Source organism: Pseudoalteromonas sp. P1-25, from assembly GCF_001401805.1.
Lineage (GTDB): Bacteria > Pseudomonadota > Gammaproteobacteria > Enterobacterales > Alteromonadaceae > Pseudoalteromonas.
On the sequence record NZ_LKDW01000029.1, the window covers coordinates 24358 to 51132 of the forward strand.

Annotated in this window: 26 protein-coding genes, 1 tRNA gene and 1 riboswitch; of the genes, 20 read left to right on the top strand and 7 right to left on the bottom strand. The window is 41.2% G+C overall.

The window, feature by feature from the left end:
• Nucleotides 1-46: 46 nt before the first annotated feature.
• Entirely contained in the window at nt 47-1282 is a 1236-nt protein-coding gene (locus AN393_RS15705; protein WP_055016351.1) for a response regulator, read from the bottom strand.
• 87 nt (nt 1283-1369) lie between these two features.
• On the bottom strand, nt 1370-1744 hold the full coding sequence (locus tag AN393_RS15710; RefSeq protein WP_055018578.1) for a DUF413 domain-containing protein: 375 nt from the start codon (nt 1742-1744) through the stop codon (nt 1370-1372).
• A 90-nt stretch (nt 1745-1834) separates the two neighbouring features.
• Here AN393_RS15710 and AN393_RS15715 point away from each other — a divergent pair, with 90 nt between their 5' ends.
• The 8 genes from AN393_RS15715 (at nt 1835) to ung (ending at nt 9524) form a co-directional block, all read left to right on the top strand.
• Nucleotides 1835-2704: a LysR family transcriptional regulator gene (locus AN393_RS15715; protein ID WP_055016331.1), complete on the top strand. Its 870-nt coding sequence runs from the start codon at nt 1835-1837 to the stop codon at nt 2702-2704.
• A gap of 199 nt (nt 2705-2903) precedes the next feature.
• Entirely contained in the window at nt 2904-3836 is a 933-nt protein-coding gene (locus AN393_RS15720) for a porin (protein ID WP_055016332.1), read from the top strand.
• A gap of 56 nt (nt 3837-3892) precedes the next feature.
• Nucleotides 3893-4029, top strand: a riboswitch (cobalamin riboswitch).
• A 78-nt stretch (nt 4030-4107) separates the two neighbouring features.
• Nucleotides 4108-4917: an ABC transporter ATP-binding protein gene (locus AN393_RS15725; protein ID WP_055016333.1), complete on the top strand. Its 810-nt coding sequence runs from the start codon at nt 4108-4110 to the stop codon at nt 4915-4917.
• 4 nt (nt 4918-4921) lie between these two features.
• Nucleotides 4922-5926, top strand: a complete 1005-nt coding sequence (locus tag AN393_RS15730) for an iron ABC transporter permease (protein WP_055018579.1) — start codon at nt 4922-4924, stop codon at nt 5924-5926.
• Between the two features lie 5 nt (nt 5927-5931).
• A complete protein-coding gene (locus AN393_RS15735; RefSeq protein WP_055016335.1) occupies nt 5932-7416 on the top strand; it encodes a cobyric acid synthase in 1485 nt (494 codons plus the stop codon).
• Complete coding sequence (gene cobO, locus AN393_RS15740; RefSeq protein ID WP_055016336.1) at nt 7406-8005, top strand: cob(I)yrinic acid a,c-diamide adenosyltransferase; 600 nt, start codon at nt 7406-7408, stop codon at nt 8003-8005. The genes AN393_RS15735 and cobO overlap by 11 nt, the downstream gene beginning before the upstream one ends.
• Nucleotides 8005-8865 carry a cobalamin-binding protein gene (locus AN393_RS15745; protein WP_055018580.1) on the top strand — a complete coding sequence of 287 codons (861 nt, stop codon included), beginning with the start codon at nt 8005-8007 and terminating at the stop codon, nt 8863-8865. The genes cobO and AN393_RS15745 overlap by 1 nt, the downstream gene beginning before the upstream one ends.
• A complete protein-coding gene (gene ung / locus AN393_RS15750; RefSeq protein WP_055016338.1) occupies nt 8862-9524 on the top strand; it encodes a uracil-DNA glycosylase in 663 nt (220 codons plus the stop codon). Before AN393_RS15745 ends, ung begins: the two co-directional genes overlap by 4 nt.
• A gap of 60 nt (nt 9525-9584) precedes the next feature.
• Here ung and AN393_RS15755 read toward each other — a convergent pair whose 3' ends face one another.
• Together AN393_RS15755 and tal are read right to left on the bottom strand one after the other, a co-directional pair.
• The gene (locus AN393_RS15755) at nt 9585-9773 is read right to left on the bottom strand and encodes a DUF3545 family protein (protein WP_004587992.1); all 189 of its coding nucleotides are present in this window, start codon (nt 9771-9773) and stop codon (nt 9585-9587) included.
• Between the two features lie 191 nt (nt 9774-9964).
• Complete coding sequence (gene tal / locus AN393_RS15760; RefSeq protein WP_054983753.1) at nt 9965-10915, bottom strand: transaldolase; 951 nt, start codon at nt 10913-10915, stop codon at nt 9965-9967.
• Nucleotides 10916-11169: 254 nt separating this feature from the next.
• Here tal and yaaA point away from each other — a divergent pair, with 254 nt between their 5' ends.
• Both yaaA and AN393_RS15770 read left to right on the top strand, forming a co-directional pair.
• Nucleotides 11170-11949: a peroxide stress protein YaaA gene (gene yaaA, locus AN393_RS15765; RefSeq protein WP_055016339.1), complete on the top strand. Its 780-nt coding sequence runs from the start codon at nt 11170-11172 to the stop codon at nt 11947-11949.
• Nucleotides 11950-12071: 122 nt separating this feature from the next.
• Nucleotides 12072-13028 (top strand): mechanosensitive ion channel family protein, encoded by a 957-nt coding sequence (locus AN393_RS15770; RefSeq protein ID WP_055016340.1) that lies wholly within the window; start codon nt 12072-12074, stop codon nt 13026-13028.
• Nucleotides 13029-13654: 626 nt separating this feature from the next.
• Here AN393_RS15770 and AN393_RS15775 read toward each other — a convergent pair.
• Nucleotides 13655-13975: a BON domain-containing protein gene (locus AN393_RS15775; RefSeq protein ID WP_054983750.1), complete on the bottom strand. Its 321-nt coding sequence runs from the start codon at nt 13973-13975 to the stop codon at nt 13655-13657.
• Nucleotides 13976-14198: 223 nt separating this feature from the next.
• Complete coding sequence (srmB, locus tag AN393_RS15780) at nt 14199-15428, bottom strand: ATP-dependent RNA helicase SrmB (RefSeq protein WP_055016341.1); 1230 nt, start codon at nt 15426-15428, stop codon at nt 14199-14201.
• 76 nt (nt 15429-15504) lie between these two features.
• Here srmB and AN393_RS15785 point away from each other — a divergent pair, with 76 nt between their 5' ends.
• The 3 genes from AN393_RS15785 to AN393_RS15795 all read left to right on the top strand — a co-directional run bounded on the left by AN393_RS15785 (nt 15505) and on the right by AN393_RS15795 (nt 18989).
• Nucleotides 15505-16203 (top strand): tRNA1(Val) (adenine(37)-N6)-methyltransferase, encoded by a 699-nt coding sequence (locus AN393_RS15785; RefSeq protein WP_055016342.1) that lies wholly within the window; start codon nt 15505-15507, stop codon nt 16201-16203.
• A 154-nt stretch (nt 16204-16357) separates the two neighbouring features.
• Nucleotides 16358-18364, top strand: a complete 2007-nt coding sequence (locus tag AN393_RS15790) for an alpha-amylase family protein (RefSeq protein WP_055018581.1) — start codon at nt 16358-16360, stop codon at nt 18362-18364.
• A 178-nt stretch (nt 18365-18542) separates the two neighbouring features.
• On the top strand, nt 18543-18989 hold the full coding sequence (locus AN393_RS15795) for a DUF2147 domain-containing protein (RefSeq protein ID WP_055016344.1): 447 nt from the start codon (nt 18543-18545) through the stop codon (nt 18987-18989).
• A gap of 41 nt (nt 18990-19030) precedes the next feature.
• Here AN393_RS15795 and fldB read toward each other — a convergent pair whose 3' ends face one another.
• Nucleotides 19031-19552, bottom strand: a complete 522-nt coding sequence (fldB, locus tag AN393_RS15800; protein ID WP_055016345.1) for a flavodoxin FldB — start codon at nt 19550-19552, stop codon at nt 19031-19033.
• A gap of 106 nt (nt 19553-19658) precedes the next feature.
• Here fldB and xerD point away from each other — a divergent pair, with 106 nt between their 5' ends.
• The 7 genes from xerD (at nt 19659) to AN393_RS15835 (ending at nt 26775) form a co-directional block, all read left to right on the top strand.
• A complete protein-coding gene (gene xerD, locus AN393_RS15805; RefSeq protein ID WP_055018582.1) occupies nt 19659-20585 on the top strand; it encodes a site-specific tyrosine recombinase XerD in 927 nt (308 codons plus the stop codon).
• A 60-nt stretch (nt 20586-20645) separates the two neighbouring features.
• A complete protein-coding gene (gene dsbC, locus AN393_RS15810; RefSeq protein ID WP_055018583.1) occupies nt 20646-21374 on the top strand; it encodes a bifunctional protein-disulfide isomerase/oxidoreductase DsbC in 729 nt (242 codons plus the stop codon).
• Nucleotides 21375-21450: 76 nt separating this feature from the next.
• Nucleotides 21451-23172 carry a single-stranded-DNA-specific exonuclease RecJ gene (recJ, locus tag AN393_RS15815; RefSeq protein WP_055018584.1) on the top strand — a complete coding sequence of 574 codons (1722 nt, stop codon included), beginning with the start codon at nt 21451-21453 and terminating at the stop codon, nt 23170-23172.
• Nucleotides 23173-23316: 144 nt separating this feature from the next.
• A protein-coding gene (gene prfB, locus AN393_RS15820) for a peptide chain release factor 2 (RefSeq protein ID WP_096041210.1) occupies nt 23317-24415 on the top strand; the annotation gives its coding sequence in 2 pieces (ribosomal slippage) (nt 23317-23391 and nt 23393-24415; 1098 coding nt in all).
• 26 nt (nt 24416-24441) lie between these two features.
• Nucleotides 24442-25977: a lysine--tRNA ligase gene (gene lysS / locus AN393_RS15825; protein ID WP_055018585.1), complete on the top strand. Its 1536-nt coding sequence runs from the start codon at nt 24442-24444 to the stop codon at nt 25975-25977.
• 398 nt (nt 25978-26375) lie between these two features.
• Complete coding sequence (locus AN393_RS15830) at nt 26376-26558, top strand: hypothetical protein (protein WP_024031585.1); 183 nt, start codon at nt 26376-26378, stop codon at nt 26556-26558.
• 128 nt (nt 26559-26686) lie between these two features.
• Nucleotides 26687-26775, top strand: a tRNA-Ser gene (locus AN393_RS15835).

Consider the following 26775-nt stretch of genomic DNA (forward strand, 5'->3'; position numbering starts at 1 on the left):
TGCGCAATAATAGTTTAAGTAAGTAGCTATAAAGCAGCGTTAAGGTTTAGCTTATTACTTTATTACGGCCGGTTTCTTTTGCATCATATAGCTTTAAATCGGCCTGTTTTAACAGTTCATCTATCTGGTAAATTGGGCCGCTTGCAAAACCAATAGAAATTGTAAATTTAATTTTTTCTTGGCTAAACTCTTGGCTATTTAGCTCTATAAACTGCCTAAAGCCTTCTAAGCGTTTTAGTGCTTGTGCTGTGGTTGCATCAGTAAAGTAAACGGCAAATTCTTCCCCACCTAAACGAGCAACTAACTGCTTTTCAAAGTACTTTTTAAAACACACTGCCAACCCTTTGAGCACTTCATCTCCGGCATCGTGGCCGTATGTATCGTTAATCGATTTAAAATGGTCTATATCAAGCATAGCGAGTGCGCCATCTTGATTCGATTTTTTTAAATACTTGAGTGACTTGCTCGACTCTTCAAAAAAGTAGCGGCGATTAGGTAGCTTTGTTAAGTAGTCTGTATTTGCCTGGCGTTTAATTGTGGCTATTTGCTCAAGCATGTCGACGTTTTGACTTAGGCGGCAGTAAAACTCTTCGCTGTTAAAGGGTTTATGGAGGTAGTCATTAGCACCATTTTTTAAAAATAGGCTCGATAATGCTGATGAGTCAGCCCCAGAAATGCCGATAATGGCTTTTTCATCATTACTGTAAAGTCGGCGAATTTCAGCGCATAACTCATCACCATTCATGTTTGGCATTTCGTTATCGGTAATAATAACAGACACGTCTTTTTGGCTTTCGAGCACCTCTAGCGCGTCTTTTCCGTCCTTTGCTTCGAGTATTTGATACTTATGGCGCTTTAGTAAGCTGCAAATGTATCTACGGGTAGACGTTGAGTCGTCGACAACCAGCACTTTTACGTTTTCGTTACGGGGTAAACGGCTCAGTTGTTTTTCTAGGTATTGGTAAGCTTGTTTGTTTTCTTTGATTATGTAATCAATGATTGGGTACTTTTCTACTGTGTCGCGAGTTTGCTTATCTATGTTGCCTGTCATTACGATGGTAGGAATGTCAGCATTAATAGTATACGGAATCGCCTCACCCGCAGGCGCATCAGGAAGGATAAAATCTACAACAGCACAAAAGTAGCTATTGTTTTTTATTAGCTCTTTTGTTGCCGCCAAAGACTCGGCTATATCAACTTCATAACCCACTTTGAGCGCGATATGCTTTTGCACACGCGCTATAGTAGGCGTATCTTCAATTATAAGTATTTTTCGCGTCACGTAACAACCTTGTTTGATATTTTGCAAAAGTGTTTGCTTATACAAGTTGTAACTGCTAAAACGCAAAAAAGCAAATAACTTAGAGGGTTATACGCTATCTGACTCGCCATAATCGTCTTGGCTTATTGGCATTGACCCTGACATTTTTGAGCGACCAAAAAGTGTATGAAACTTGGTTTTACTAGTTGTTAGTTTTAAATATTTAACCCAGGCTTTTTCGATTGGGTTTGTAGGTTCTTTATTGCCACAAACTACATCAACAAATTGCGCTTGTAAGGTATTTTGTGGCGCTAACGTTTTATTATAAAGCCCTTTTAGTATTACGCCATGTTGCTCTAATATACTGGCTTCTAATAAGGTAAAGTTTCCGCTGCGGCTAAACCCGCGAGGAAAGTTTTGATCATCATAAAATTGACGCTGGCTAACAAACGCTTGGCGAAGTAGTGAAATATCGTTGCTCATAACTGTATCCTCATACCCTGTTTATTGCTGGAGTATGATGCAAGTTTGACAATTTATTAAACAAGTTATTTTTATCGTGAGGATAAAAAATTGGATATAGATTTATTAAAAACATTTGTAGAGGTTGTGCGCACGCGTCATTTTGGTAAAGCGGCTGAAAACCTATACATCACTCAATCGGCAGTCAGCTTCCGCATTCGTCAATTAGAGCAGGGGCTGGGTGTAAACTTGTTTATTCGTCAGCGGAACAATATTCAATTAACGGCGCCAGGAGAGAGATTGCTTCCGCATGCTAAAATGATCATCACCGGCATGCAGCGTGCCAAAGTGGATGTGGCATTGGCCGATAACATGCATAAGCAAATAAGCTTAGCAGGGACACCCAATATATGGGATGCCTTTTTACAATTTGGCATTACTAATATAGTGTCGGCTATGCCTGGGGTGTCGCTAGTTGCAGAGGTTAAAGCCCAGCAAGAAAGCACACGGTTATTATTAGAGCGGACGCTTGATTTAGCCATTTTATTTGACCCACCTAAAGTGGATGAGCTTGTGGTTGAGCGAATTTGCGAGCTACCAATTATTCCTGTCAGTGGCTATGACACAGCAACTAACGAAAACTTTTTTGATAACCAATATGTATATGTTGATTGGGGCACTACTTTTTCGCTGTGGCATGCGCGTCAATTTACGGGTAAAACGCCTCCTTATTTTAGAACCAGTACGGGGCGTATCGCGCTTGATTTAATTATTCAGTGTGGTGGCAGTGCGTTTATACCCGAGGTGCTTGTTGAATCTCATTTAGAAAAGGGTGAGCTGTTCCATGTAAAAGATGTTGAACATACCTCGCGTGATATTTTTGTGGCCTACCACAGAGACAACGAACAAAAAGAGTTAATAGAAACCTTGATTAACTTATTACCTAAAATAAATGCTCATCAGCCTATTGATGAACACTAAATACCGACTATTATTTTTAGTGAGATTGAGTGGGTACAATTTTGTTTATTAAATATTCATGTCAGTTTGTTTTCAGGATTTAGACACTTTTATTAAAATAAAAAGACAAAAATGTTTCCTTTGTAATATATCTGTCATTTAACGATGACAAACTGCAGCTGTTTTAAAAAATTAGTTTTGTGATTATCGAGGAAATAACATGAATTTTGTAAAATCGAGCTTATGTATTGCTCTAGTAAGTGGTTTATCTTTTAGTGCGTTTGCAGATGTTGATGTTTACGGTAAAGCGAATGTTACTGTGCAATCATCTGATGACGGTGAAGGGTCTTTCACTGAAATTAAAAGTAATGCATCTCGCTTTGGCCTAAAGGGATCTGAAAAGATCACAGATGGATTAGAAGCGGTTTATAAGTTTGAGTTTCAAGTTGATGTATCTGACGCTGACTCTAAAGGTGATAACGACGACAATATTTCTGCACGCAACCAATACGTAGGTTTAAAAGGTGCTTATGGTCAAGTTGTTGTGGGTCGTAACGATACGGCACTTAAGCAATCACAAGGCAAATTAGATTTATTTAATGATCTTGAAGGCGATATTAAAAACGTCTTTAAAGGTGAAAACCGCTTGGGTGATTCAATCACTTATACATCTAAAAGCTACGAAGGTTTTAAAGTACTTGCTACATTTATTGCCGAAGATGACGTAGATGCAGATAACGGTTATTCAATGGCGGTTACCTACGGTGACGCTGCACTTAAAAAGAGTGCGGTTTACGCCTCGGTTGCAGCCGATAGCGAAGTAAATGGCTACGATGTAGTGCGTGCGTCAATCCAAGGTAAAGTAGAGAGCTTTAAATTAGGCGCTATGTACCAAACTCAAGAAAAAGTAGACGGTAGCGCAGAAGCGGATGGCTACTTATTAAACGCAGCCTACAGCATGGGTAAAAACACGTTTAAAGTGCAGTACCAAGCAATGGACTTTGATGATAGTGATGACAAAACGGCAGTTTCTGTAGGTGTTGATCATAAGTTTAATAAAAACATTAAAGTATTTGGTTTTTACTCAAGCTTTGATATGGACAACAATGTTGACCAAGATTACGTTGGCTTAGGTATGGAATACAAGTTTTAACTATTCGCTAAATTAGTTAAAACGCTCCCTTTTTAACCGCGCTCCTTTGAGCGCGGTTTTTTTGCTTTAAATTATTTACTTACCCGCCCATAATAGACGCTCATTTGGAATGGGGTGAAATTCCTCAACTATTCCCGTAACTGTAATGAGCACCGTGCTTTAAGTCAGATACAAATGAATAAAATATTTTAACGAGCGGGTAAACTCATTTTATTAGTGCACTATTTTTTTAGTGGTGTCTTAGTGAGTGCGCGTTTTTAAAGGACTCACTTTGCAAACTACATTAGCGCCAAACACGCCTTTATTAGACATTCAAAATGTGTCGTGGGAAGTTGATAATCACGCCATTTTAAACACTATTAATTTGCCTATAACAAAGGGTAAATTTATTGGCTTAATAGGCCCAAATGGGGCGGGTAAGTCGAGCTTACTGCGCTGTTTGTATCGCTTTAATAAACCCACCACAGGCAAAATTACTTTTAATCAGCAGGATATTTGGCAGCTTAAAAGTGAAGATTACGCAAAATATGTTGCTGTCGTTCTGCAAGAAACGCCTGCTCAATTTAACCTAACGTTATTTGATGTGGTTGCCCTTGGGCTTACGCCTCATAAACCACTATTTAGCGCCACCACCCACAGCGACAAACAAAAAATTACACAGGCAATAAAAACCGTAGGGCTTGAGCAGCAGTGTAAGCAAAATTTTGAATCACTTTCGGGGGGCGAAAAGCAACGAGCATTAATTGCCCGCGCCATAGTGCAACAACCGCAATTACTCATTATGGATGAGCCAACCAGCCATTTGGATGTTAAATACCAAATACAAGTGATGGAATTAGCAAAATCGCTAGGGGTCACTGTGTTTGCCTCATTTCATGATTTAAATTTAGCAGCTGCTATGTGCGATGAACTGGTGGTTATTAATAAAGGGAAAATAACACATACAGGCTCGCCTGAGCAGGTACTTAGTGAAGAGATGCTAGCAGATGTTTTTGGGGTATGTGCGCACGTAACCAGCCACCCGCAGCGCACAGAAAATGGCCAAACTATTCCTCATATTACTTACTTTTATGGCTATTAATTAAATGGATATAACAAACATAAACCCGTGGACTATTTTTATAGCTGCCTCATTAATTGCACTGGGCAGCCTTTTTAGTGCACTGAGCTTTGGCGCAGCAGATACACCGTTAAGTGATGTGTTCACCGGAGTTTTATCGGCAGGGGAGGGCTCGCTTAACGCACGTATTATTTATGAGCTTAGGTTGCCCCGTACTTTACTTGCCTTTATGGCGGGCGCAGGTTTGGCTATTGCTGGGCTTATTTTGCAAACGGTTACTCGTAACCCGCTCGCCGATCCATACTTATTTGGTATATCGTCAGGTGCGTCGTTTGGGGTTGTACTGCTTATGGCTGTGACAGGTATAAGTGCTGGGTTTATGTTATCGACTGCTGCCTTATTAGGGAGCTTTTTAGCTATGGGCTTATTGATACTTATTGCTGGGCGGCAAAAAAATACGCACGTAGAGTCTATGTTGTTAGCAGGTGTGGCGCTGTCGTTTTTATTTAGCGCATTTACCAGTTTATTGTTGTATTGGAGCGACCCGCAAGCAGTGGCTGGTATTTTATTTTGGACGTTAGGTAGCTTTGCCCGCGCACAATGGGCCACGTTATGGTTGCCATGTATGGTTATAGTGGTGTGTATTGGCTTTATGCTGAGCTTTAAAAGACAGTTAAATGCGCTGCTTCTTGGCGATGAAAGCGCCATAACGCTTGGGGTGCGTGTGCACCGGTTTAGAATTTTTATGCTGGTATTGAGCTCCATAATAACGGCCGTGCTGGTGGCCTTATGTGGCGGTATTGGTTTTGTAGGTTTAATGGTGCCGCACATAGTGCGCTTTTTTATATCTCAAGGCAGTACTGCTGGCTTACTCATCACAAGCTTAGTGGGTGGCACGTTTATGGTGTGGGTCGATGTGCTTTCGCGCTCATTACTTAAAAACCAAGAGCTCCCTGTAGGGGTGATTACAGCAGCTATGGGTAGCGTATTTTTTCTAAGCTTGCTCTTTTTTAGAAAAACAAAGGCATAGGGCGGATGAAAACCTTAATGATTCAAGGCACTACGTCAGATGCCGGAAAAAGCACCTTAGTCGCTGCGCTTTGCAGAGTATTTGCAAAGCGAGGTGTAACGGTTGCGCCTTTTAAACCGCAAAATATGGCGCTTAATAGCGCGGTTACGAAAGAAGGCGGCGAAATAGGCCGAGCGCAAGCTTTGCAAGCAATAGCGGCTAATGTAGAGCCTCAAAACGACTTTAATCCTATATTACTTAAACCAAATAGCGATACGGGCGCACAAGTTATTATTCATGGCAAAGCCATTAGTAATATGGAAGCGAGCAACTATCACGACTACAAAAAAGTGGCGATGGATGCGGTGCTTGCCTCGCATAAACGCCTAGCTAAACAGTTCGATTTATTATTGGTTGAGGGCGCAGGCAGCCCCGCAGAAATAAACCTTCGCGAAAACGACATTGCCAATATGGGGTACGCAGAAGCGGTAGATTGCCCTGTCATTATTATTGCCGATATAGACAAAGGCGGTGTGTTTGCGCATTTAGTGGGCACACTTGCGCTGCTAAGCGAATCTGAGCAAGCGCGCGTAAAAGGCTTTGTTATAAACCGCTTTAGAGGCGATATCAGCTTATTGCAAAGTGGGCTAGATTGGCTTGAGCGCTATACGAAAAAACCTGTGCTTGGGGTGCTGCCCTACTTGCATGACCTAGCCCTTGATGCCGAAGATGCCGTTGCAATAGATAATAAAGTGACACACGCCACCATTAATATAGCTGTACTTTTATTGCCGCATATTAGTAACCATACCGATTTTGATGCATTGCGACTGCACCCAAATATTAATATAAATTATGTGCGCCATACTCAAGCAATTCCGCCGGTCGATCTGGTTATTATTCCAGGTAGTAAAAACGTGCTGGGTGATTTAAGTTTTGTAAAAAATGAAGGTTGGGATACGCAAATAAAGCGCCACATACGCTATGGCGGTAAAGTGTTAGGGGTGTGCGGCGGTATGCAAATGTTAGGGAATAGCATTACTGATCCCATGGGGGTTGAGTCGTCATTAAAGCGTGTTAAAGGCCTTGCATTAAGTGACTTTGATACCACTCTTAGCACCCAAAAAGTACTCACTAAAGTAACCGCAACTATGCAGTTAAATAATAATAAAACCCCCTGTAGTGGCTACGAAATTCATGCGGGTATTAGTGAAGGTGCAGCACTTAATAGGCCATTTTTAACGTTTAACTCGCACCCTAAAGGATTTGTAAGTGATGGCTTTATTAGTGATGATAATGCCCTTGCTGGTACTTATTTACACGGTTTATTTGATGAGCCAGCTGCCACATCGCAAATTTTAAAGTGGGTAAAACCAGAGGCCGCAATAACGCCAATTAGTATTGCTAAGCACCGTGAACAGCAGTTAGAACGTTTAGCAACTATGTGCGAGGAACACTTAAACATACAACACATTATATCGATTTACGAAGGACATAATAATGACAGATAAAAGCAACGATAAGCATAAGCAGCGTCAACAAAAAGTAAAAGAGCAAGTAGATGCACGCGTTGCTGCAGCGCAAGATGTTAAAGGCATATTTCAGGTAATTACGGGTAATGGTAAGGGTAAATCAACCTCTGGGTTTGGTGTGGTTGCACGTTGTGTAGGGCATGGTAAAAAAGCCGCTGTTTGTCAGTTTATTAAAGGCACATGGGAGTGTGGAGAGCGTAACCTACTACAAAGCGCAGGGGTTGAATTTGCGGTGATGAATACCGGCTTTACGTGGGATACGCAAAACAAAGAAGCCGACACTGCCGCAGCGCAAGCAACGTGGCAAGAAGCCAAGCGCATGCTTGCCGATAGCAGTATAGATTTAGTATTACTTGATGAGCTTACCTATATGGTGACTTATGGCTACATTGATCTTGATGAAGTAGTAAGCGCGTTAAATAACCGTCCTCCTATGCAGTCGGTTATTATTACAGGTCGTGCAGCGCACCGCACGTTAACAGAACTTGCCGATACAGTAAGCGAAGTACGTAATGTTAAACATGCATTCGATTCAGGCATTAAAGCACTTGAAGGGTTCGACTACTAATGTACAGGGCATTTATAGTTGGCCTTGGGCTATGTAGTTTAATAGCCAGTGCTGTTGCAAACGAAACAACGCCCCCAAAAAAGCTGCGTGTAGTTGCACTTGCGCCGCATATAGTAGAAAACCTATTTGCTATAGGTGCGGGGGATAATATTGTTGGCACTGTTGATTATGCCGACTACCCTGCTGAGGCTAAAAATATTGAGCGCATAGGTGGCTACTATGGTATTTCACTTGAAAAACTACTAGCGCTAAAACCCGACTTAGTGATTGGTTGGAAAGGCGGAAATCAAAGTGGAGACTTAGAACAAATTAAGCGCCTTGGTATAAAAATACATTTAAGTGATCCAAAAAAGATAGAAGAAGTAGCAAATGAGCTGATCACTTTTGGTAAATTTACTGGGCGTATTGAGCAAAGTAAGCAAATAGCAAACGCGTTTAATACCAAACTTAAAAACATAAAAAAACAGCAGCAAGGTAAAAAAGTATTAACTGGTTTTTATCAATTATGGCCAGAGCCAATGATGACGGTAAGTGAAAATACATGGATAAACCAGCTTATTGAAACATGTCATGTAAGCAATGTATTTGCACAAAGCGATACCGACTACCCACAAATAAGTATTGAAAACGTGGTAATGGCTAAACCGCAAATTATTATAACCCCTGATGAAAAATCAAAAACACCACAACCGGTAGTTAATTGGCAAAAATGGCCTGAAGTACCCGCGGTTAAAAATAATCATTTTATACGTGTAAACGCCGATTTATTACACCGTTTTTCACCACGCATGTTAGAAGGGCTTGCCGATATGTGTGATAAAATAGATGCATCACGCAAACAAATTAAGAGTACACAATGAGCGATTGGCCAGCCTTTTTAGAAGATGAATTACAGCACCCTTATATGCAGCAAACATTAGATTATGTAGCAAAACGCCGCGCAGAAGGGATTGCTGTGTACCCACCCAAAGAGCAAGTATTTAGCGCCTTTGAAGCCACAGCCCTTAACGATATTCGCGTGGTTATTTTAGGCCAAGACCCATACCACGGAGAAGGCCAAGCCCATGGTTTATGTTTTTCAGTATTGCCAGAGGTTAAAAAGTTACCGCCGTCGCTAAAAAATATGTACAAAGAATTGGCAACCGATATACCTGGTTTTGCAATACCCGAGCATGGCTACTTACAAAGCTGGGCTGAGCAGGGCGTATTTTTACTCAATACGGTACTTACTGTAGAGCAAGGGCAAGCGCACTCGCATAAACACTTAGGGTGGGAGCAATTTACCGATAACGTCATTGCGCATATAAACGAGCACTGCCGAGGCGTGGTATTTATTTTATGGGGCGCTCATGCGCAAAAAAAAGGAAAAAATATTAACAGCACTCGCCATCATATTTTAAAAGGGCCGCATCCGTCTCCGCTTTCTGCGCACCGAGGTTTTTTTGGCTGTAAGCATTTTTCACAAACTAATGAATTGTTACAAGCCCAAGGGGACAGCCCCATAAATTGGCAAGTTTAATGGATATATTAAAAAGGCTTTCATACACTGAAAGCCTTTTGTTTATGAGCGTTTATAGGATTAAAAATCTAGCTCATCAATTTCAATACTGTCTGTAAAAAAGTCCAACTCCTGTAGTTCTTTACGTAACCGTTGCTTGTCTTTTATGGCCTCAATCTCGCGCCACTTTCTTTTTTTATTCTTTTGAGAGGTTTTTCTTGTTGTATCAGGACCTTCTAATATCTCTAATATATCGTTTAGGCTATCCATGACTATCTCCTATTGATTTTAGTGAACCTCGAGAATACCTATACCACAGGCCTAGCTAAAATAGAATAAAAAAGTGACAATAATGTTGCAAGTATGTGATGCCTTAATGAATGTTAACTTAGTTCAGCAAATAACGTAGGCATAAAAAAACGCCGCAAGTGCGGCGTTTAATATAGCGTAATTAGCGTGTATTACATTGCTTTAAAGCGTGCTTCTAGCTGCTCTTGTGCATCTGCGAATGAGCGAATGCCTTCAGCTAGCTTTTCAGTGGCCATTGCATCTTGGTTATGTAACCAACGGAACTGCGACTCAGTAAGTGGAGCAGGCTTTGGCTCTTTAGGAATATCACTTTGTAGTAAGTACTCTTCTGCGCCTTCTAAATTGCCTAAGTCTTCTAGTAGATTAGGGCTAATTGTTAGCTTGTCACACCCTGTAAGCGCAATAATTTCGCCGGTATTACGGAAGCTCGCGCCCATAACAACGGTTTTGTAATCATGGCGTTTATAAAACTCAAAAATGCTACGTACTGATTGAACACCTGGATCTTGTAGCGGATCGGTTGGTTTTTCCATACCATTTGCTACGTGCCAATCTAAAATACGGCCAACAAATGGCGATATTAAAAATACGTTTGCATCAGCACATGCACGTGCTTGAGCATCGCTAAATAATAAAGTTAGGTTACATTTAGTGCCTTCTTTTTCTAGTTGCTCAGCAGCTTTAATACCTTCCCATGTAGACGCAACTTTAATTAAAATTTTGTCTTTGCTTACACCTTCTTTCTCATAAAGGCTAAGCAGGGTGTGTGCTTTATCAATAGTTGCTTGGGTGTCGAATGATAAACGAGCATCTACTTCAGTAGAAATATAGCCAGGTACAATTTCGCTAATTTCTTTACCAATTAATACGGCAAAGTAGTCACATGCAAGTTCAAGCTGTTTAGCTGCATCTTGCTCTGTTTCTTTTGCATAGCTCCAAGCTTTATCTAGATAAGGCTTGTATGCTTCAATCTCGCTTGCTTTTAATAAAAGCGACGGGTTTGTGGTTGCATCTTCTGGTTGATGCTTTTTGATCGCTTCAATATCGCCAGTGTCGGCTACGATAGATGAATGTTGTTTTAGCCTTTGTAGAGCGCTAGTCATTTGCCTTCCTCATTCCAAGCAAGTTAAAAGAAAATCTAAACTACCTTAATATAAGTATTCAATACTGCAACAGTGTGACAATGCTTGATAGGTCTTATGTCCTTATCAATAGAAAAACGACGATGCATGATTTATTAAGGTAGGATTTAGGCCATTGCGATTAATTTTCAATGGTATTTTATAAACAAAACGTGCTTTTCGTCTCATTTAATGTTGAAATTGACATTAAATAAATTACAAGTCAATAGCTAACTATGATCACTGTTATTTCACCAGCAAAAAATCTTGATTACGAAACGCCACCCGCAACAGATAAGTTCACTCAGCCTGAATTACTAGAGCACAGCGAAGAGCTCATGAAAGTATGCCGTGAACTAACGCCTGCGCAAATTGGCAGTCTAATGAAAATTAGCGATAAGCTTGCAGGGCTTAACGCTGCACGCTTTAGTGAATGGTCACAACCGTTTACGCAAAGCAATGCTAAACAGGCGGTACTAGCTTTTAACGGCGATGTGTACGGTGGTTTAGATGCCGCAACACTCACTGCAGCTAACCTTGATTATGCGCAAAGTCACTTACGTATACTTTCAGGTTTATACGGCTTATTAAAGCCGCTTGATTTAATGCAAGCCTACCGCCTAGAAATGGGCACTAAGCTTGATAACCCTCGCGGGAAAAATTTGTATGAGTTTTGGGGCAGCATTATTGCGAATAAATTAAACGAGGAATTAAAAGCGCAAGACGCACAATACCTCGTTAACCTTGCTTCAAATGAGTACTTTAAAGCGGTAGATAAAAAAGCGCTTAATGCGCAAATAATTACGCCGCATTTTAAAGACTGCAAAAATGGTCAATATAAAGTAATTAGCTTTTACGCTAAAAAAGCACGCGGCATGATGGCCCGTTACATCATAGAAAACCAAGTAACGCAGTTGAGCCAATTAAAAGAGTTTAGTGTGGCGGGTTATTACTTTAGCCCTGAAGCAACCACTAAAGATCTTGAGCCTGTATTTATGCGCGACGAGCAAAACTAGCGTTTATACCCAGCAAACAATGAGTTAAAAAGCCATGCAATGCATGGCTTTTTTTATGCTGGCGCTAAACTTGCTAACTTCACCTACTATTAATGAAATAAAAAACAGATAGGTGTAAAAATATGATCAGTATTCCCTCAGTTGGCGAAGCCGAAAAGCTTATAGAAGAAAAACTTGGCGGTTGGTTTGATGTTGTAATTAGCCATATCCCAAACTTTATTGTAGCTGTTGTAATCGCTATTTTGTTTTCAATAATAGCGCGCTTTGCCGGCCAGCTAATGAAAAACCTATTAAGGCGCTCACTCGACTCTAAGCAAATAGCTGATTTAATGGCCTCTATTTTTAAAGTGATTGTGTTATGCGTAGGTTTATTTATAGCACTTGATTTTATGGGGCTAAAAGGCACTGTAACATCGTTACTAGCGGGTGCAGGTATTGTGGGTTTAGCCATAGGTTTCGCATTTCAAGACATGACCGAAAACCTAATTGCCGGTATTGCTATGGGAATACGCAAACCATTTAAAGCGGGTGATGTAATTGAAACCGACGACGTATTTGGTTCAGTGCATTCAATAAACCTGCGTAACACGCTAATAGAGAGCTTTTACGGGCAGTTAATACTGGTACCTAACAAAGTATTATTTAGAAACGTGCTAAAAAATTACACCACGTTAGGCGTTAGACGCATAGAGGTACCGGTGGGTATTTCATATGGCGACGACATAGAAAAAGCCAAAGAAGTGATAGTAGATAAAATTAACGAATTTGACTTTGTAATACGTAAAGATGAAACCGCTGTATACGCAGAAGGCTTTGGCGACAGCAGTATTAATTTACTGGTATGGTTTTGGATTAAATACCCAGGTGAGCCAGACTTTATGACAGTACGTCACAAGGGCGTAGTAGCCGTTAAACAAGCACTTGATGACGCTGATATTAGTATTCCATTCCCGATACGTACGTTAGATTTTGGCATTAAAGGCGGTGAAAAGCTCGATGCCATGATAAGCGATAAAATAAGCCAGCAATCAGCAAATAAAAAGGGTGATAATAATACTGATGCAAGCCAAGGTGAGTAAATAATTTAAAACTCACAACGCAAAAGCATTGGGAAATAGTTACCGACTATCAGCGCGTTTTTACAAAGTAAAAGCGCGCTTTTTGTATTAAAAAGGAATTGGTAAGCAAAAATACTTTAAGTTTTGCTACTCCCTTAAATACCCCGCGGGTATATGCACACTTTTTTACCTGATAGAGTCTTTCAGGCTCTAGCGCTTTCACATTGTTGCCAGTTTAAGCTAAGTAAAGCTAACCACCTACGCTGTTAATATTTCCAGCCTGCAATAGTACCAGCCCATAATAATGCTTAACTAATTTAAGAGCTCACACATGTGCTAGCTGCGTTAAAACCGCTGCAACTATAACAACTGCATCAGCGAGGTTACGCTATATTAAAATAGATTAATTAAATTACTACTGACGTTGGTTAAAGCTCTACAGAGTTTGTCGCTTCTTAAAGAACGTTTATATGAGTAGGGCACTGTGTGTTTTTTGTGTGAAGGGAGTAAGCTAAAAGGCATTTACTAAGCTATTTAAACTGGTTTATGAATAGGTTTGCCGCCGTTGAGATTATGTAGGCCATAAAAAGCGCCGCTTGTGTTGGAGTAACAAGCAGCGCTGAGGAATAAGTTAGGAAGAAGGTATTTTAAATAACACTAATTTTATTACGGATAATTTTAACGCCATCCATGTTTTCTAAAAACTTTTGTGCAAGTGCACGCTGAAAACCTGTTTGCGCTTCACCGTATAAATCTACTTCACCGTCTTCAACCTGCACGCGAATATCGTTTAATGCTAAATTTGGGTTAGTGCGTAACGTGTTGGTGATTGTTTGTTGTAAGTTAGGTTGAGTAGCCACACTGCTTACTACGGCTAAGTTAGTTGCTGCACTTACTTTTGTAGCGCAAGCTAATAAAAATAAACAACAAAATGATACTAAAGCGATAGTTAACTTAAAGCGGTTCATAACTTTATCCTTACATTACGGTTAATTGTGCAGCTGTTCTTAGCTGAGTTACTATCTCAGTTACAATTTCGATGCCAATTTTAATGCTTTGAAATATAAGGGTATTTTATTAATAAAGAATTCAGGTGGGCAATAATTACATTTTAATGGGAATGAGTTACATGCTTGGGTTACATTTGTAACGGGTACAAATAAGCCGGCAATGGCCGGCTTATTTAGGGGGTTATTTCTTTTTGTTTTTAGCTTTGGCTTTTTTCTTGGCCTTCATTTTAACAGGGTCTTTACGCTTTTTAGCGGGTGGCTTAGCTTCTTTATGCTGTGGCTCAAGCCCTTTAATTATACGACGCTTAAGCTTTTGCTCAGTGTAGCGTTCAACCTTGTATAAAATACCAATGTCGTGTGCTTCAACTAATGAGATAGCAATCCCTTTTTTACCAGCACGGCCAGTACGGCCAATACGATGTACATAAACATCGGCTGTGCGTGGCATGTCAAAGTTAATGACGTGGCTAATATCAGAAACATCAATACCGCGGGCCGCGACATCGGTGGCTATTAATATGCGCGTTTTGCCACTGTGGAAATTTTCCATCGCTTTCATGCGCTTATCTTGCGGCATTTCGCCACGCAGCCACGCGGCTTTTACGCCATTGTTAGTTAGCTCACCAATTAGGGTTTCTAGGCGCTCACGGGTTTTTACAAACACAATGGCTTTACTTACATCTGGGCCGTTTAGGGTATTAACCAACAGCTCAAGCTTGTGGTGGTAGTCATCAGCAAGGTGCACCCATTGATGAATTTTTGCTTTTTCTTTACGCGACGATTCGGCTTCAAGTAAAGCTGGGTCGTTTAAAATACGCTCTGCAAATAACTCAACGCTATCGCCTTCTAAAGTCGCAGAGAATAAAAAGCACTGACGACGATTTTTAGCTTCGTCACATATGCGTAGCATTTCTTTTCTAAAGCCCATATCTAACATGCGGTCGGCTTCATCAAGAATAAGCATTTCTACGTTTTCGGCATGGAAATTTTCGGTTTCAAGGTATTCCATTAAACGCCCAGGTGTGGCGATTAAAATATCGTTATTGTTTTCAAAAATTTCTTTGTGGGTACCGTAGTTTATACCGCCTGTTACTACACCAATTTTAAGGTGAGTGCCTTTAGCAAGCAGTTCACATTGCTCATGAATTTGATAAGCCAGTTCACGGGTTGGGGTCATTATTAACACACGTGCAAAACCTGGGTCGCGACGTGGAAAATCCATTAAGTATTGAATAGCCGGAATTAAAAATGCCGCCGTTTTACCTGTGCCAGTAGGTGCTGATGCTAAAATATCGCGACCTTGCAGCGCTTCAGGTATAGCTTGTTGTTGAATGCTGGTTGGTGTCTCGTAGCCCATTTTATCAATGGCGTTGAGGAGTTTAGTATCAAGATCAAATTCAGAAAATTGCATAGAGTGTCTAAAATAAGGGACAATTACTTGCAATTATACGCGCTATACGCCAGTTGGTGAATGAAAAGGTGAAAAAATGTCAGGGTTTACGTTTAAACAATTTAAGGTTGAGCACGATAAGTGCGCCATGAAGGTCTCAACCGATGGCATTTTACTTGGTGCATGGGCGTATTTAAAAGGGGCCAACACATTACTCGATATAGGCACAGGCACCGGTCTGCTGGCGCTTATGTGTAAACAGCGCCAACCGGCACTTAGCATAACCGCAGTTGAAGTTGATGAAGCGGCTTACAATCAGGCACAACAAAATATAGCCTCTAGCCCGTGGCCCAATATCACAGTAAAGCACACCACTATACAAGCGTTTAAACAAGCGGCGCCATTTGATGTGGTGATTTCTAACCCCCCTTATTTTAACCACAGCTTAAAAGGGCTAAGCGATGCCCGTAACACCGCACGCCATACCGATGGTTTAAGTTTTGACGAGCTAATAAATGCCTATATGCGTTTAAGTCATAAGCATTCGTGCTTTAACGTAATTTTACCCACCACAGAAGCGAGCCTATTTATTGAATTAGCAAAACAAAGCGGGCTTTATTTAAACGCGCATTGCCAAGTAAAAACCACACCAGGTAAAGCATTTAGCCGCAGCTTAATGCGCTTTAGCTTAATAAATACTTCGCCTGAGCTTACTTCCCTATGCATAAAAAATGAAAACAATTGCTACAGCGATGATTATATTGCGTTATGTAAAGCGTTTTACTTGAAGATGTAATTTTAAGGCAGGTAATTATCTAGTAATAAAGGATAGTTTACCCATTATGCATACGTATTCAGTTTTTATTTGAGCAACTCTCAAACTAGTGTTAACCACTTGTAAATAACGTCGAGTATGTTGTTTAACTCGCCCAACACTGGAAACACACACTATGAAACTGAATAAAATGATCACCACTGCAGGTTTTAGTTTAGGTTTAACCTTACCAAGTTTAGTATCTGCTGCGCCTACAACATTTGTGCATTTATTTGAATGGAATTGGCAAGATGTAGCCCAAGAATGTGAGCAGTTTTTAGGACCAAAAGGGTACGCTGCTGTACAGGTGTCTCCGCCTAACGAGCATATTACAGGTAGCCAATGGTGGACTCGCTATCAACCGGTGAGCTACCAACTACAAAGCCGAGGCGGTAACCGTTCGCAATTTATAGATATGGTTAATCGCTGTAACGCCGCAGGCGTCGATATATATGTTGATACATTAATAAACCATATGGCAGCCGGCAGTGGTACGGGCACTGCTGGTAACACTTTTGGTAATAAACAATACCCTATTTATAGCCCACAAGATTTTCACGAAAGTTGCTCTATTAACCCAGAAGATTACGGTAATAACCGTTATCGCGTGCAAAATTGTGAGCTAGTAGGGCTGGCTGATTTAAACACTTCTTCAAATTATGTGCAAAATACATTAGCGGCATATATTAATGACCTTCAAGCTATGGGTGTTAAAGGTTTTAGGTTTGATGCTGCTAAGCATGTTGCTGCAAGTGATATTCAAAGTTTAATGGCAAAAATAAATGGCTCGCCTGTGGTGTTTCATGAGGTGATAGATCAAGGTACTGAAGCGGTTGCTGCCTCAGAGTATTTAAGTATAGGACTAGTTACCGAGTTTAAATACAGTACGCAGCTTGGTAATACCTTTAGAAATGGCTCGCTTGCATGGTTAAGTAATTTTGGTGAAGGCTGGGGCTTTATGCCAAGTTCATCAGCTGTGGTATTTGTAGATAACCACGACAATCAGCGCGGCCATGGTGGTGCAGGTAATGTAATTACCTTTGAAGATGGCCGTTTATACGACCTAGCTAACGTATTTATGTTGGCGTATCCGTATGGGTATCCAAAAGTAATGTCGAGTTATGATTTTCACGGCGATACAGATGCGGGTGGGCCAAGTGTACCGGTGCACAATAATGGTAATTTAGAATGTTTTGCAAGTAACTGGAAGTGTGAGCATCGTTGGTCTTATATTGCTGGTGGTGTCGATTTTAGAAATAACACAGCCGACAACTGGGTAGTAACAAATTGGTGGGATAACACCCATAACCAGATTGCATTTGGACGTGGTAGCTCTGGTCATATGGCAATTAATAAAGAAGACTCAACGCTTAATGCAACAATTCAAACAGGTATGGCGCCTGGACAGTACTGCAATGTGTTAAAAGGCGAGCTTTTGGGTAATGCTACTAGCTGTAGCGGTGAAGTAATAACAGTTAATAGCAACGGCACCATAAATTTAAATGTAGCGCCATGGGATGCAATAGCAATTCATAAAAATGCTAAGTTAACCCAAGGGACAGCGCCTAATAATAGCGACTGGCAAAGAACCGTTGTTTTTATTAATGCTCAAACACAAAGCGGACAAGACATGTTTGTACGCGGTGGTATAGACCACAACTATGCAAATACAAACCTTGCTAGAAACTGCCAAATAACAAATGTTGAATGTGCTATGCCAATTCGCCATAACAATCTAAAAAACAACACCACAACACCTTGGAAAGCAAACGATAACTACCTAGATTGGTATGGAATTGAACAAGGCCAAAGCAGAGAAGCGCAAGGTACTGCCATGGATTGGACTACAAATGTTTGGCCAAGTGAATATGGCGCCTACAAATCGGTAACAGTAGATGGCTTTGGTGTTACACCCCTTAATATATGGGGCGAACACTATTGGATGCTTGATGTTGATATGGATTGCAGTAAAGCTGTGAACGGATGGTTTGAATTAAAAGCATTTATAAAAAATGGCCAAGAGTGGGAGGGCGATATAAGCCAAGCAAATACCCCCTATACAAGTACTAACCATATGGCACAGTGTGGCAAAATTAATATGTTTGAATTTAACAGCTCAAGTGTAGAGGTACGTGACTTTTAAATACGTACTTTAAAACGCGTACATTAAAAAACTATCAGCCAATTTAAAAACCAAGTGGGTTAACGCGCACTTGGTTTTTTACTTTTATATGTACCTAAATAGCAGTTTAATTTAATAGTGAGTTTATAAATCAGCTGGTATTATCGTTTTATTCGCCATTTTTAATTTAGGCAACACAATGAAAAAGTTAAACAAATTACCGTTACTAACAACACTCGCTGCGGCTTTATTTATAAGCCAAGGTGCGCTTGCAAACATGACTCCTGTTGGGCTTTGGAAAACCATAGATGAAGACACCAACGAGGCTAAATCGTATGTACGCATTACTCAAAATGATAAGGTGCTCAGTGGTAAAGTTGAGACTATTTTAGACCCAGCTAAACAAGACGGTATTTGTAAAGAGTGTGATGGGGCATTAAAAAATCAACCTATTTTAGGGATGACCATTATTACTGATGTAAAGCCAGAAGATGGTGGCGTGTGGGGCGATGGTGAAATACTTGACCCTACAAATGGTAAAACTTATACCGTGCAACTAACGCCGCAAAACGACGGTAAGACGTTAGAAGTGCGTGGTTATATTGGCTTTTTTTACCGTAACCAATATTGGCAACGCGTAGAGTAAGCTTTTTAAAAAGCGCCGCAAACGCAGCGCTTTTAATCCTGTTATAGCGTTTCGCTATACTCTGTCATTATTTGTTCGACCCAAGTGGCTATGCGCTCATCGCTTAGCTCGTATTGGCTATCTTCATCAAGGGCGAGGCCAACAAAGTGTTTGCCATCGGGGGTAAGTGCTTTTGACGCTTCAAACTCGTAGTTTTCATCGTTTGGCCAAAAACCAAGTTGCGTAAACGACTGGGTATTTATTTCATCGTGAAGCATACCAAGGGCGTCTTGAAACCATTGTCCGTAACCTTGTTGGTCGCCCATGCCAAATAAAGCAATGGTTTTACCATTTAGGTTTACATCTTTAATGTCGTCCCACTTAGACTCCCAGTCTTCTTGTATTTCTCCAAAATCCCATGTTGAAATACCAAAGATGATAAAGTCGTACTGCTCTGCATTTTTTAGTGGTTCGTCTTTAATATTGTGTAAGGTCACTACATCGGCGCCAATAAGGTCGCGAATTTTTTCTGCTGCCATCTCTGTGTAGCATGTAGTAGAGCCAAAAAATAAACCAATCTGCATCGTATTTATCACTGTGTAATTGCCTGTTATGATAGGGCGCAGTTTACCGTAAGGTATTTTTAATTGATACCTTCTACCGTGGGTATTACCAACATGAGATCACAACGTGACAACGCTACCTGACGATTTACCTGAACCAAATACTGAGCTAACAAGCAATAGCGACTTTTTAGAAACCTTTTTAGATAGCTTGTACTTAGAGCAAGGTGTAAGCGAAAACACCCTTAGCGCGTATCGCAGTGACCTAGATAAGTTTTGTCAGTTTTTAAAAGGCGAAAGCTTAATGACGGTAACCAGCTTAGATATAGAAAGCTATCTAGCGTATCGCGTAGATTTAGGGTTAAAACCACGTAGCACGGCTCGCAGCATAAGTGCGTTAAAGCGGTTTTATCAGTATTTTGTACGTGAAAAACGTATCACAAGCTCACCGCTTGAAAACATTGCGCAACCAAAAGCGGGTCAATCGTTACCTAAAACGCTCTCAGAGGCCGAAGTAGAGGCATTATTAAGTGCGCCCAATATTGAAGAGCCAATGGGGCTGCGCGATAAAGCCATGCTAGAGCTACTTTATGCAACAGGCTTACGTGTAACCGAACTTGTAGGGCTGCGTATGGAGCAAATTAACTTGCGCCAGTCGGTTGTGTTTGTAAAAGGTAAAGGCAACAAAGAGCGCTTAGTACCTTTAGGTGAAGAGGCGATGTACTGGCTTGAGCAGTTTTTAAAAAGGGGGCGTGCGCAAATGATAAAACATGCCACCGATTTTGTGTTTCCTTCAAAACGCGGTGTAGGTATGACCCGACAAACCTTTTGGCATCGTATTAAACACTATGCTATTTTGGCGTCTATTGAGTCAGATTTATCGCCGCATACATTGCGTCATGCCTTTGCAACACATTTACTTAATCATGGTGCCGACTTAAGAGTAGTGCAGATGATGTTAGGGCACAGTGATTTGTCAACCACACAAATTTATACCCATGTTGCCAATGAGCGATTAAAATCGGTACACTCAGAGCATCATCCGCGCGCTTAATATGAAATTTATTATCAGCTTAGCGGTCAATTTAGTATGTATTATTAGATAGAGAAAATTATGAAAAAATTAATGTTAGCAAGTGCAATGTTGTGCACAAGTATGAGTGCATTTGCAAATGGCGAAGCCACAACGCCAGATGCTAATGATCCTATAGTTACTAAATTTGCCACGTTAGGTGTAACCGTTAAGCAAATAAATCCAAGCCCTGTTGCTGGTTTAAAAGAGCTTATTACAAATAAAGGTGTACTTTACGCCAGCCCAGATGGCCAGTTCTTAATGCAAGGCACATTGATTGATCTAAACAACCGTAGCAACTTAACCGAGCAAGCGCTAAATGGTGTACGTGTTGAAGGCATTAAAGAATATGAAGACTCAATGATTGTTTATAAAGCGCCAAACGAAAAACACCAAATTACTGTATTTACAGATATTAGCTGTGGCTATTGCCGTAAATTACATCGCGAACTAGACGACTTGCTTGATGCAGGCATTACTGTTCGTTATTTAGCGTTTCCGCGTGGAGGGCTGCAAGGTTCGGGTTACGCCGATTTAATGAATGTATGGTGTGCACGCGACCAACAAGAAGCCCTAACAGAAGCTAAATCGGGCGAAGACACAACAGTTGTTGCCGGTTGTAGCGCACCAGTAGCTGAGCATTACCAGCTAGGCCAAAGCTTTGGTATTAGCGGTACGCCAGCCATTATTTTAGAAGATGGTACAATGATCCCAGGCTATCAGCCAGCAGCCGCATTAAGCGCAGCGCTTGAGGCAAACAAAGCGTCTTAATAAGGCGCTTGCGTTTATTAAAAGGCCGTAATGGCCTTTTTTTGTTTTTATTTTGAATTTATAAGTAAACCTCAGCATGAAAAAACTGATCATTGCGCGCGAAAATGTAGACGATTCTTATCTGCCAAGCGATCTGCACCCTGTTATTAAACAAATTTATGCCACGCGTAACGTGCAAAATGCACACGAGCTAAATAATAGTGCAGCCACGCTAATCGACTTTAAACTGTTTAAAGACATCGACAAAGCCACCGAGCTATTAATTGATGCGCTGAATGCGCAAAGTCGCATTTTAATTGTTGGCGACTTTGATGCCGATGGCGCAACCAGTACTGCCACCTTAATGCAAGGCTTAGCCATGTTTGGCTTTAACAACTTAGACTACCTAGTACCAGACAGGTTTAGCTTAGGTTATGGCTTAAGCCCAGCGCTTGCTGAGCAAATTGTTGATATAAAACCAGAGCTGGTTATTACGGTAGATAACGGTATTTCGTGTATTGCAGGCATAGACATATTAAAAAAAGTGGGCATTAAAGTACTGGTTACTGATCACCACTTGCAAGGGGAACAGCTCCCTAGTGCCGATGCCATTGTTAACCCAAACCGCCATGATTGTAGTTTTCCTTCAAAATCGATTGCCGGTGTAGGCGTTGCCTTTTACTTGCTTATAGCCCTTAGAAGCACGCTACGTGAGCAAGGCTACTTTGAAAACCACGCTATGCCAAACTTGGCCGACCTACTTGATATAGTTGCCCTAGGTACTGTGGCCGATGTCGTTGCGCTTGATGCAAACAACCGCACCTTGGTACACCAAGGTTTAGCGCGTATTCGCAGCGGCAAAACACGCCCAGGTATAACGGCACTTATTGAAGTAGCTAATCGCAATGCCGCACGATTAAGCGCCAGTGACTTTGGTTTTTCGCTTGCGCCGCGTTTAAATGCTGCAGGGCGATTAGACGACATGAGTTTGGGCATAGCGTGCCTATTAAGCACCGATATAAACCAAGCAAGGCGTATTGCCGGTGAGCTCGATAGCTTAAACCATGCACGGCGCGAAATAGAGCAGGGCATGCAAGCCGAGGCGCAAGCTGTGCTTGATAGGCTCGCGTTTAGTGACGACACCATTCCCGATGCCATTTGTTTATACCAAGAAGATTGGCACCAAGGTGTTATTGGTATTTTGGCGGGGCGCTTAAAAGAAAAATACCACCGCCCAACCGTTATTTTTGCCGGTGGCGAAAACGGCGAAATAAAAGGCTCATGCCGCTCTATTGAAGGGCTGCACATGCGCGACCTACTCGAGGGGTTAAATACCACCGACCCGCACTTAATTAATAAATTTGGCGGCCACGCCATGGCGGCAGGCTTGAGTATTAATGAGCAAAATTTTAATGACTTTAAAAATGCGTTTGATGCCGCTGTAAGTGCGCAGCTGAGCGAAGAAAGTAAACGCTGTATTGTATTTACCGACGGCGAGCTGCCAAACGAGTGCTTTACAATGGACTTTGCCCAACTATTAAAGCAATCAGGCCCGTGGGGGCAGCAATTTCCTGAGCCGGTATTTGAGCACACCTTTGAAGTTATTCAACAGCGTATAGTCGGCGAAAAACACTTAAAGCTGGTGCTTAAACATCAATCAGGGCGATTAGTTGACGCCATTGCATTTGGAATAGATGTAAAAGCATGGCCCGACACCGAGGCTCGTTTTGTTAAAGTGGCGTATCAGCTCGACATAAATGAATTTAGAGGCAAGTTTAGCTTGCAATTAATAGTAAGAGAGCTTGAAAAAGTGCATTAAAAAATATGCACAATGCATGCATAAAAGGCTAATAAAGCGCGCGGTTTTTTGTTAAAATCGGGCGTTTTTATCATTTGACGATAATTTATTGCGTTTAGTGCTAATTTTAGCGCGCAATAATCTAGCCATTTTGGAGTAATGTACATGTTTGAAGTGAATCCTGTGATTAATCAAATCAAGGAAATTCGCGAACGTACTGAACTGCTTCGGGGGTACCTTTGACTACGCTCATAAACAAGAGCGCCTAGAAGAAGTAAACGCCGAACTTGAAGATTCAGCCGTATGGAATGAACCTGAGCGCGCACAAGCACTTGGCCGTGAAAAATCAGCCTTAGAGGCCGTTGTTGAGACAATCGACAACCTAGTAGCCGGTGCTGACGACGTAGAAGGTTTATTAGAGCTTGCAGTAGAAGCAGAAGACGAAGACACGTTTGTTGAAGCGCAAACCGAACTAGAAGGCTTAAATAAACAGCTTGAGGGTTTAGAGTTTCGTCGTATGTTTTCGGGCTCTCACGATGCAAACGACGCTTACCTTGATTTACAGTCGGGGTCGGGCGGTACTGAAGCGCAAGACTGGTGTAACATGTTATTACGCATGTATTTACGCTGGGGCGAAGCTAAAGGCTTTAAAGTTGAGCTAGTAGAAGCAACTGACGGCGATGTAGCCGGCATTAAAGGTGCAACAGTACGCTTTGTGGGCGAATACGCATACGGTTGGCTGCGCACAGAAACAGGGGTACACCGTTTAGTACGTAAAAGCCCATTTGACTCAAGTGGTCGTCGTCATACCTCGTTTGCCTCTGCCTTTGTTTACCCAGAAGTAGATGACAATATTGAAATTGATATTAATCCGGCTGACTTACGTATAGATGTTTACCGTGCATCGGGCGCGGGTGGTCAGCACGTTAATACCACCGAGTCGGCAGTACGTATTACTCACGTACCGACCAACACGGTTGTACAGTGTCAAAATGAGCGCTCGCAACATAAAAATAAAGCCCAAGCAATGAAGCAGTTAAAAGCAAAATTATTTGAGCTTGAACTTCAGCAGCAAAATGCTGAAAAGCAATCGCAAGAAGACGCAAAATCGGATATTGGCTGGGGAAGCCAAATTCGTTCTTATGTACTTGATGATGCACGTATTAAAGACTTACGAACTGGCGTTGAAAACCGTAATACGCAATCGGTACTTGACGGCAACCTAGACAAATTTATTGAAGCCAGCCTAAAATCTGGCCTATAACCACCAAGCTAAAAAAGAGCTAAAAAATGACTGATCAAATCCAAGACGAAAATAAGTTAATCGCTGAGCGTCGCGGCAAATTAGACGCTATTCGCGAAAATTGCCCAGCCAACGGTCATCCTAATCAGTTCCGTCGTGAACATTACACGGCTGATTTACAGGCTGAGTTTGGTGATAAGACTAAAGAAGAATTAGTAGAGCTTCAGCACGTTGTATCAATTGCTGGCCGTATTTTAGCTAAGCGTGGTCCTTTTATGGCCATTCAAGACATGAAAGGCCGCGTGCAAGCTTACGCATCTAAAGATGTACAAAAAGACTTAAAAGCAAAATATGGCCAACTAGATATTGGCGATATTATTGGTGTTAAAGGTGCGCTTAATAAATCAGGTAAAGGCGATTTATACGTAGAAATGACCGAGTACGAGCTACTTACAAAGTCATTACGCCCATTACCAGAGAAGTTTCATGGTTTATCAGATCAAGAAACCAAGTACCGTCAACGTTATGTTGATTTAATTACTAACGAAGCAACGCGCGAAACATTCCGCATTCGCTCACAAGTAGTTGAAGGTATTCGTCGCTTTTTAGCAGAGCGCGACTTTATGGAAGTAGAAACGCCAATGCTACAGGTTATTCCTGGCGGCGCATCTGCGCGTCCGTTTGTAACTCACCATAACGCACTTGATATAGACATGTACTTACGTATAGCGCCAGAGCTTTACCTTAAGCGTTTAGTGGTAGGTGGTTTTGACCGCGTATTTGAAATTAATCGTAACTTCCGTAACGAAGGGTTATCAACGCGCCACAACCCAGAATTCACTATGATTGAATTTTACCAAGCGTATGCTGATTACATCGATTTAATGAACATCACCGAAGACATGTTACGTACAGTTGCAACAAACGTTTTAGGTAGCCCAATTGTTGTTAATACAACTAAAGATGAAAACGGCGACGTTATCGACTCAGTAGAGTACGACTTTGGCAAACCGTTTGAGCGCCTAAGCATGGCTGATGCTATCTTAAAATATAACCCTGAGTTTGATGCTGCGGTATTTAAAGACCCAGAAAACCACTTTGAAGAATTAAAAGCGTACGCTAAACAAGTGCACGTTAAAATTCCTGAAAATTGTGTATGGGGCCCAGGTAAGTTTTTATGTGAAATATTTGAAGAGACGGCTGAGCACATGCTTATCCAACCTACATTTATTACAGGCTACCCGTGGGAAGTATCGCCACTTGCGCGCCGTAACGACGAAAACCCATTTGTTACCGACCGCTTTGAGTTTTTTGTGGGTGGGCGTGAACTTGCAAATGGCTTCTCGGAGCTTAACGATGCACAAGACCAAGCAGAGCGCTTTATTCGCCAAGTTGAAGAAAAAGACGCCGGCGATGATGAAGCAATGCACTACGATGAAGACTACATACGCGCACTAGAGTACGGCTTACCGCCTACTGCCGGTGAAGGTATTGGTATTGACCGCTTAGTCATGTTATTTACTGATTCACCAACCATTAAAGATGTTATTTTGTTCCCGCATATGCGCCCACAAGCTGACTAAGTTTAAATTAACAAAATAAACACTAAAAACGCCGCTAAATTTTAGCGGCGTTTTTGTATGAGTATAAAAATAAGCGCCAATGCAGTAAAAGTTGGAGAGTAAACTGCTTTATAAAACAGACGAAAGAGAGGATAAGATTGTTCTCTTTTTAATTAATTAGTACTAAACTAAATTTTAAAGCTAGTTATTAGTGCTTATTAATAGTTAATTCAGATTAGGTTATTTAATGTAGCTTTGTTTTAAATAATCTTAATGACAGTGCTACAACGTAATTTATGACTGTTTTTTAAACATTATGTTGTATTTATGTAAAAAACTTAGCTAGAATACGCCAAAATTTTGAGCTGGGTCAAAATAGCACGCTAAATATGAATTCTCAAATGGACTTAGAATATAATATGAAAGACAACCGAGTTGAAGAATCGCCAGAAACCGACACAACAGAGCAAAAGCGACAAGCCTATTACAGAGCCTGTATTGCTGAGTTTCAGCAGTTAGGTTACCAAGAGCAATATCTAGCGCAGCTAAAAGATGATTTAGTGCCTTTAATGGGCGTTAACCCGCAAGACAAAAATATTTAAATCGTTTACTTTTCAAACCAATTATACAATTAAAGCTGACTTATGTGCGTTATGTAATCAGATAGTCATTTTTGACATAAAAGTGTTTGACATATTTTCTGAAATCTTTATTATACGCCCCACAAGACGGAGAGGTGTCCGAGTGGCCGAAGGAGCTCCCCTGCTAAGGGAGTATAGAGTTTGTAGCTCTATCGAGGGTTCGAATCCCTCCTTCTCC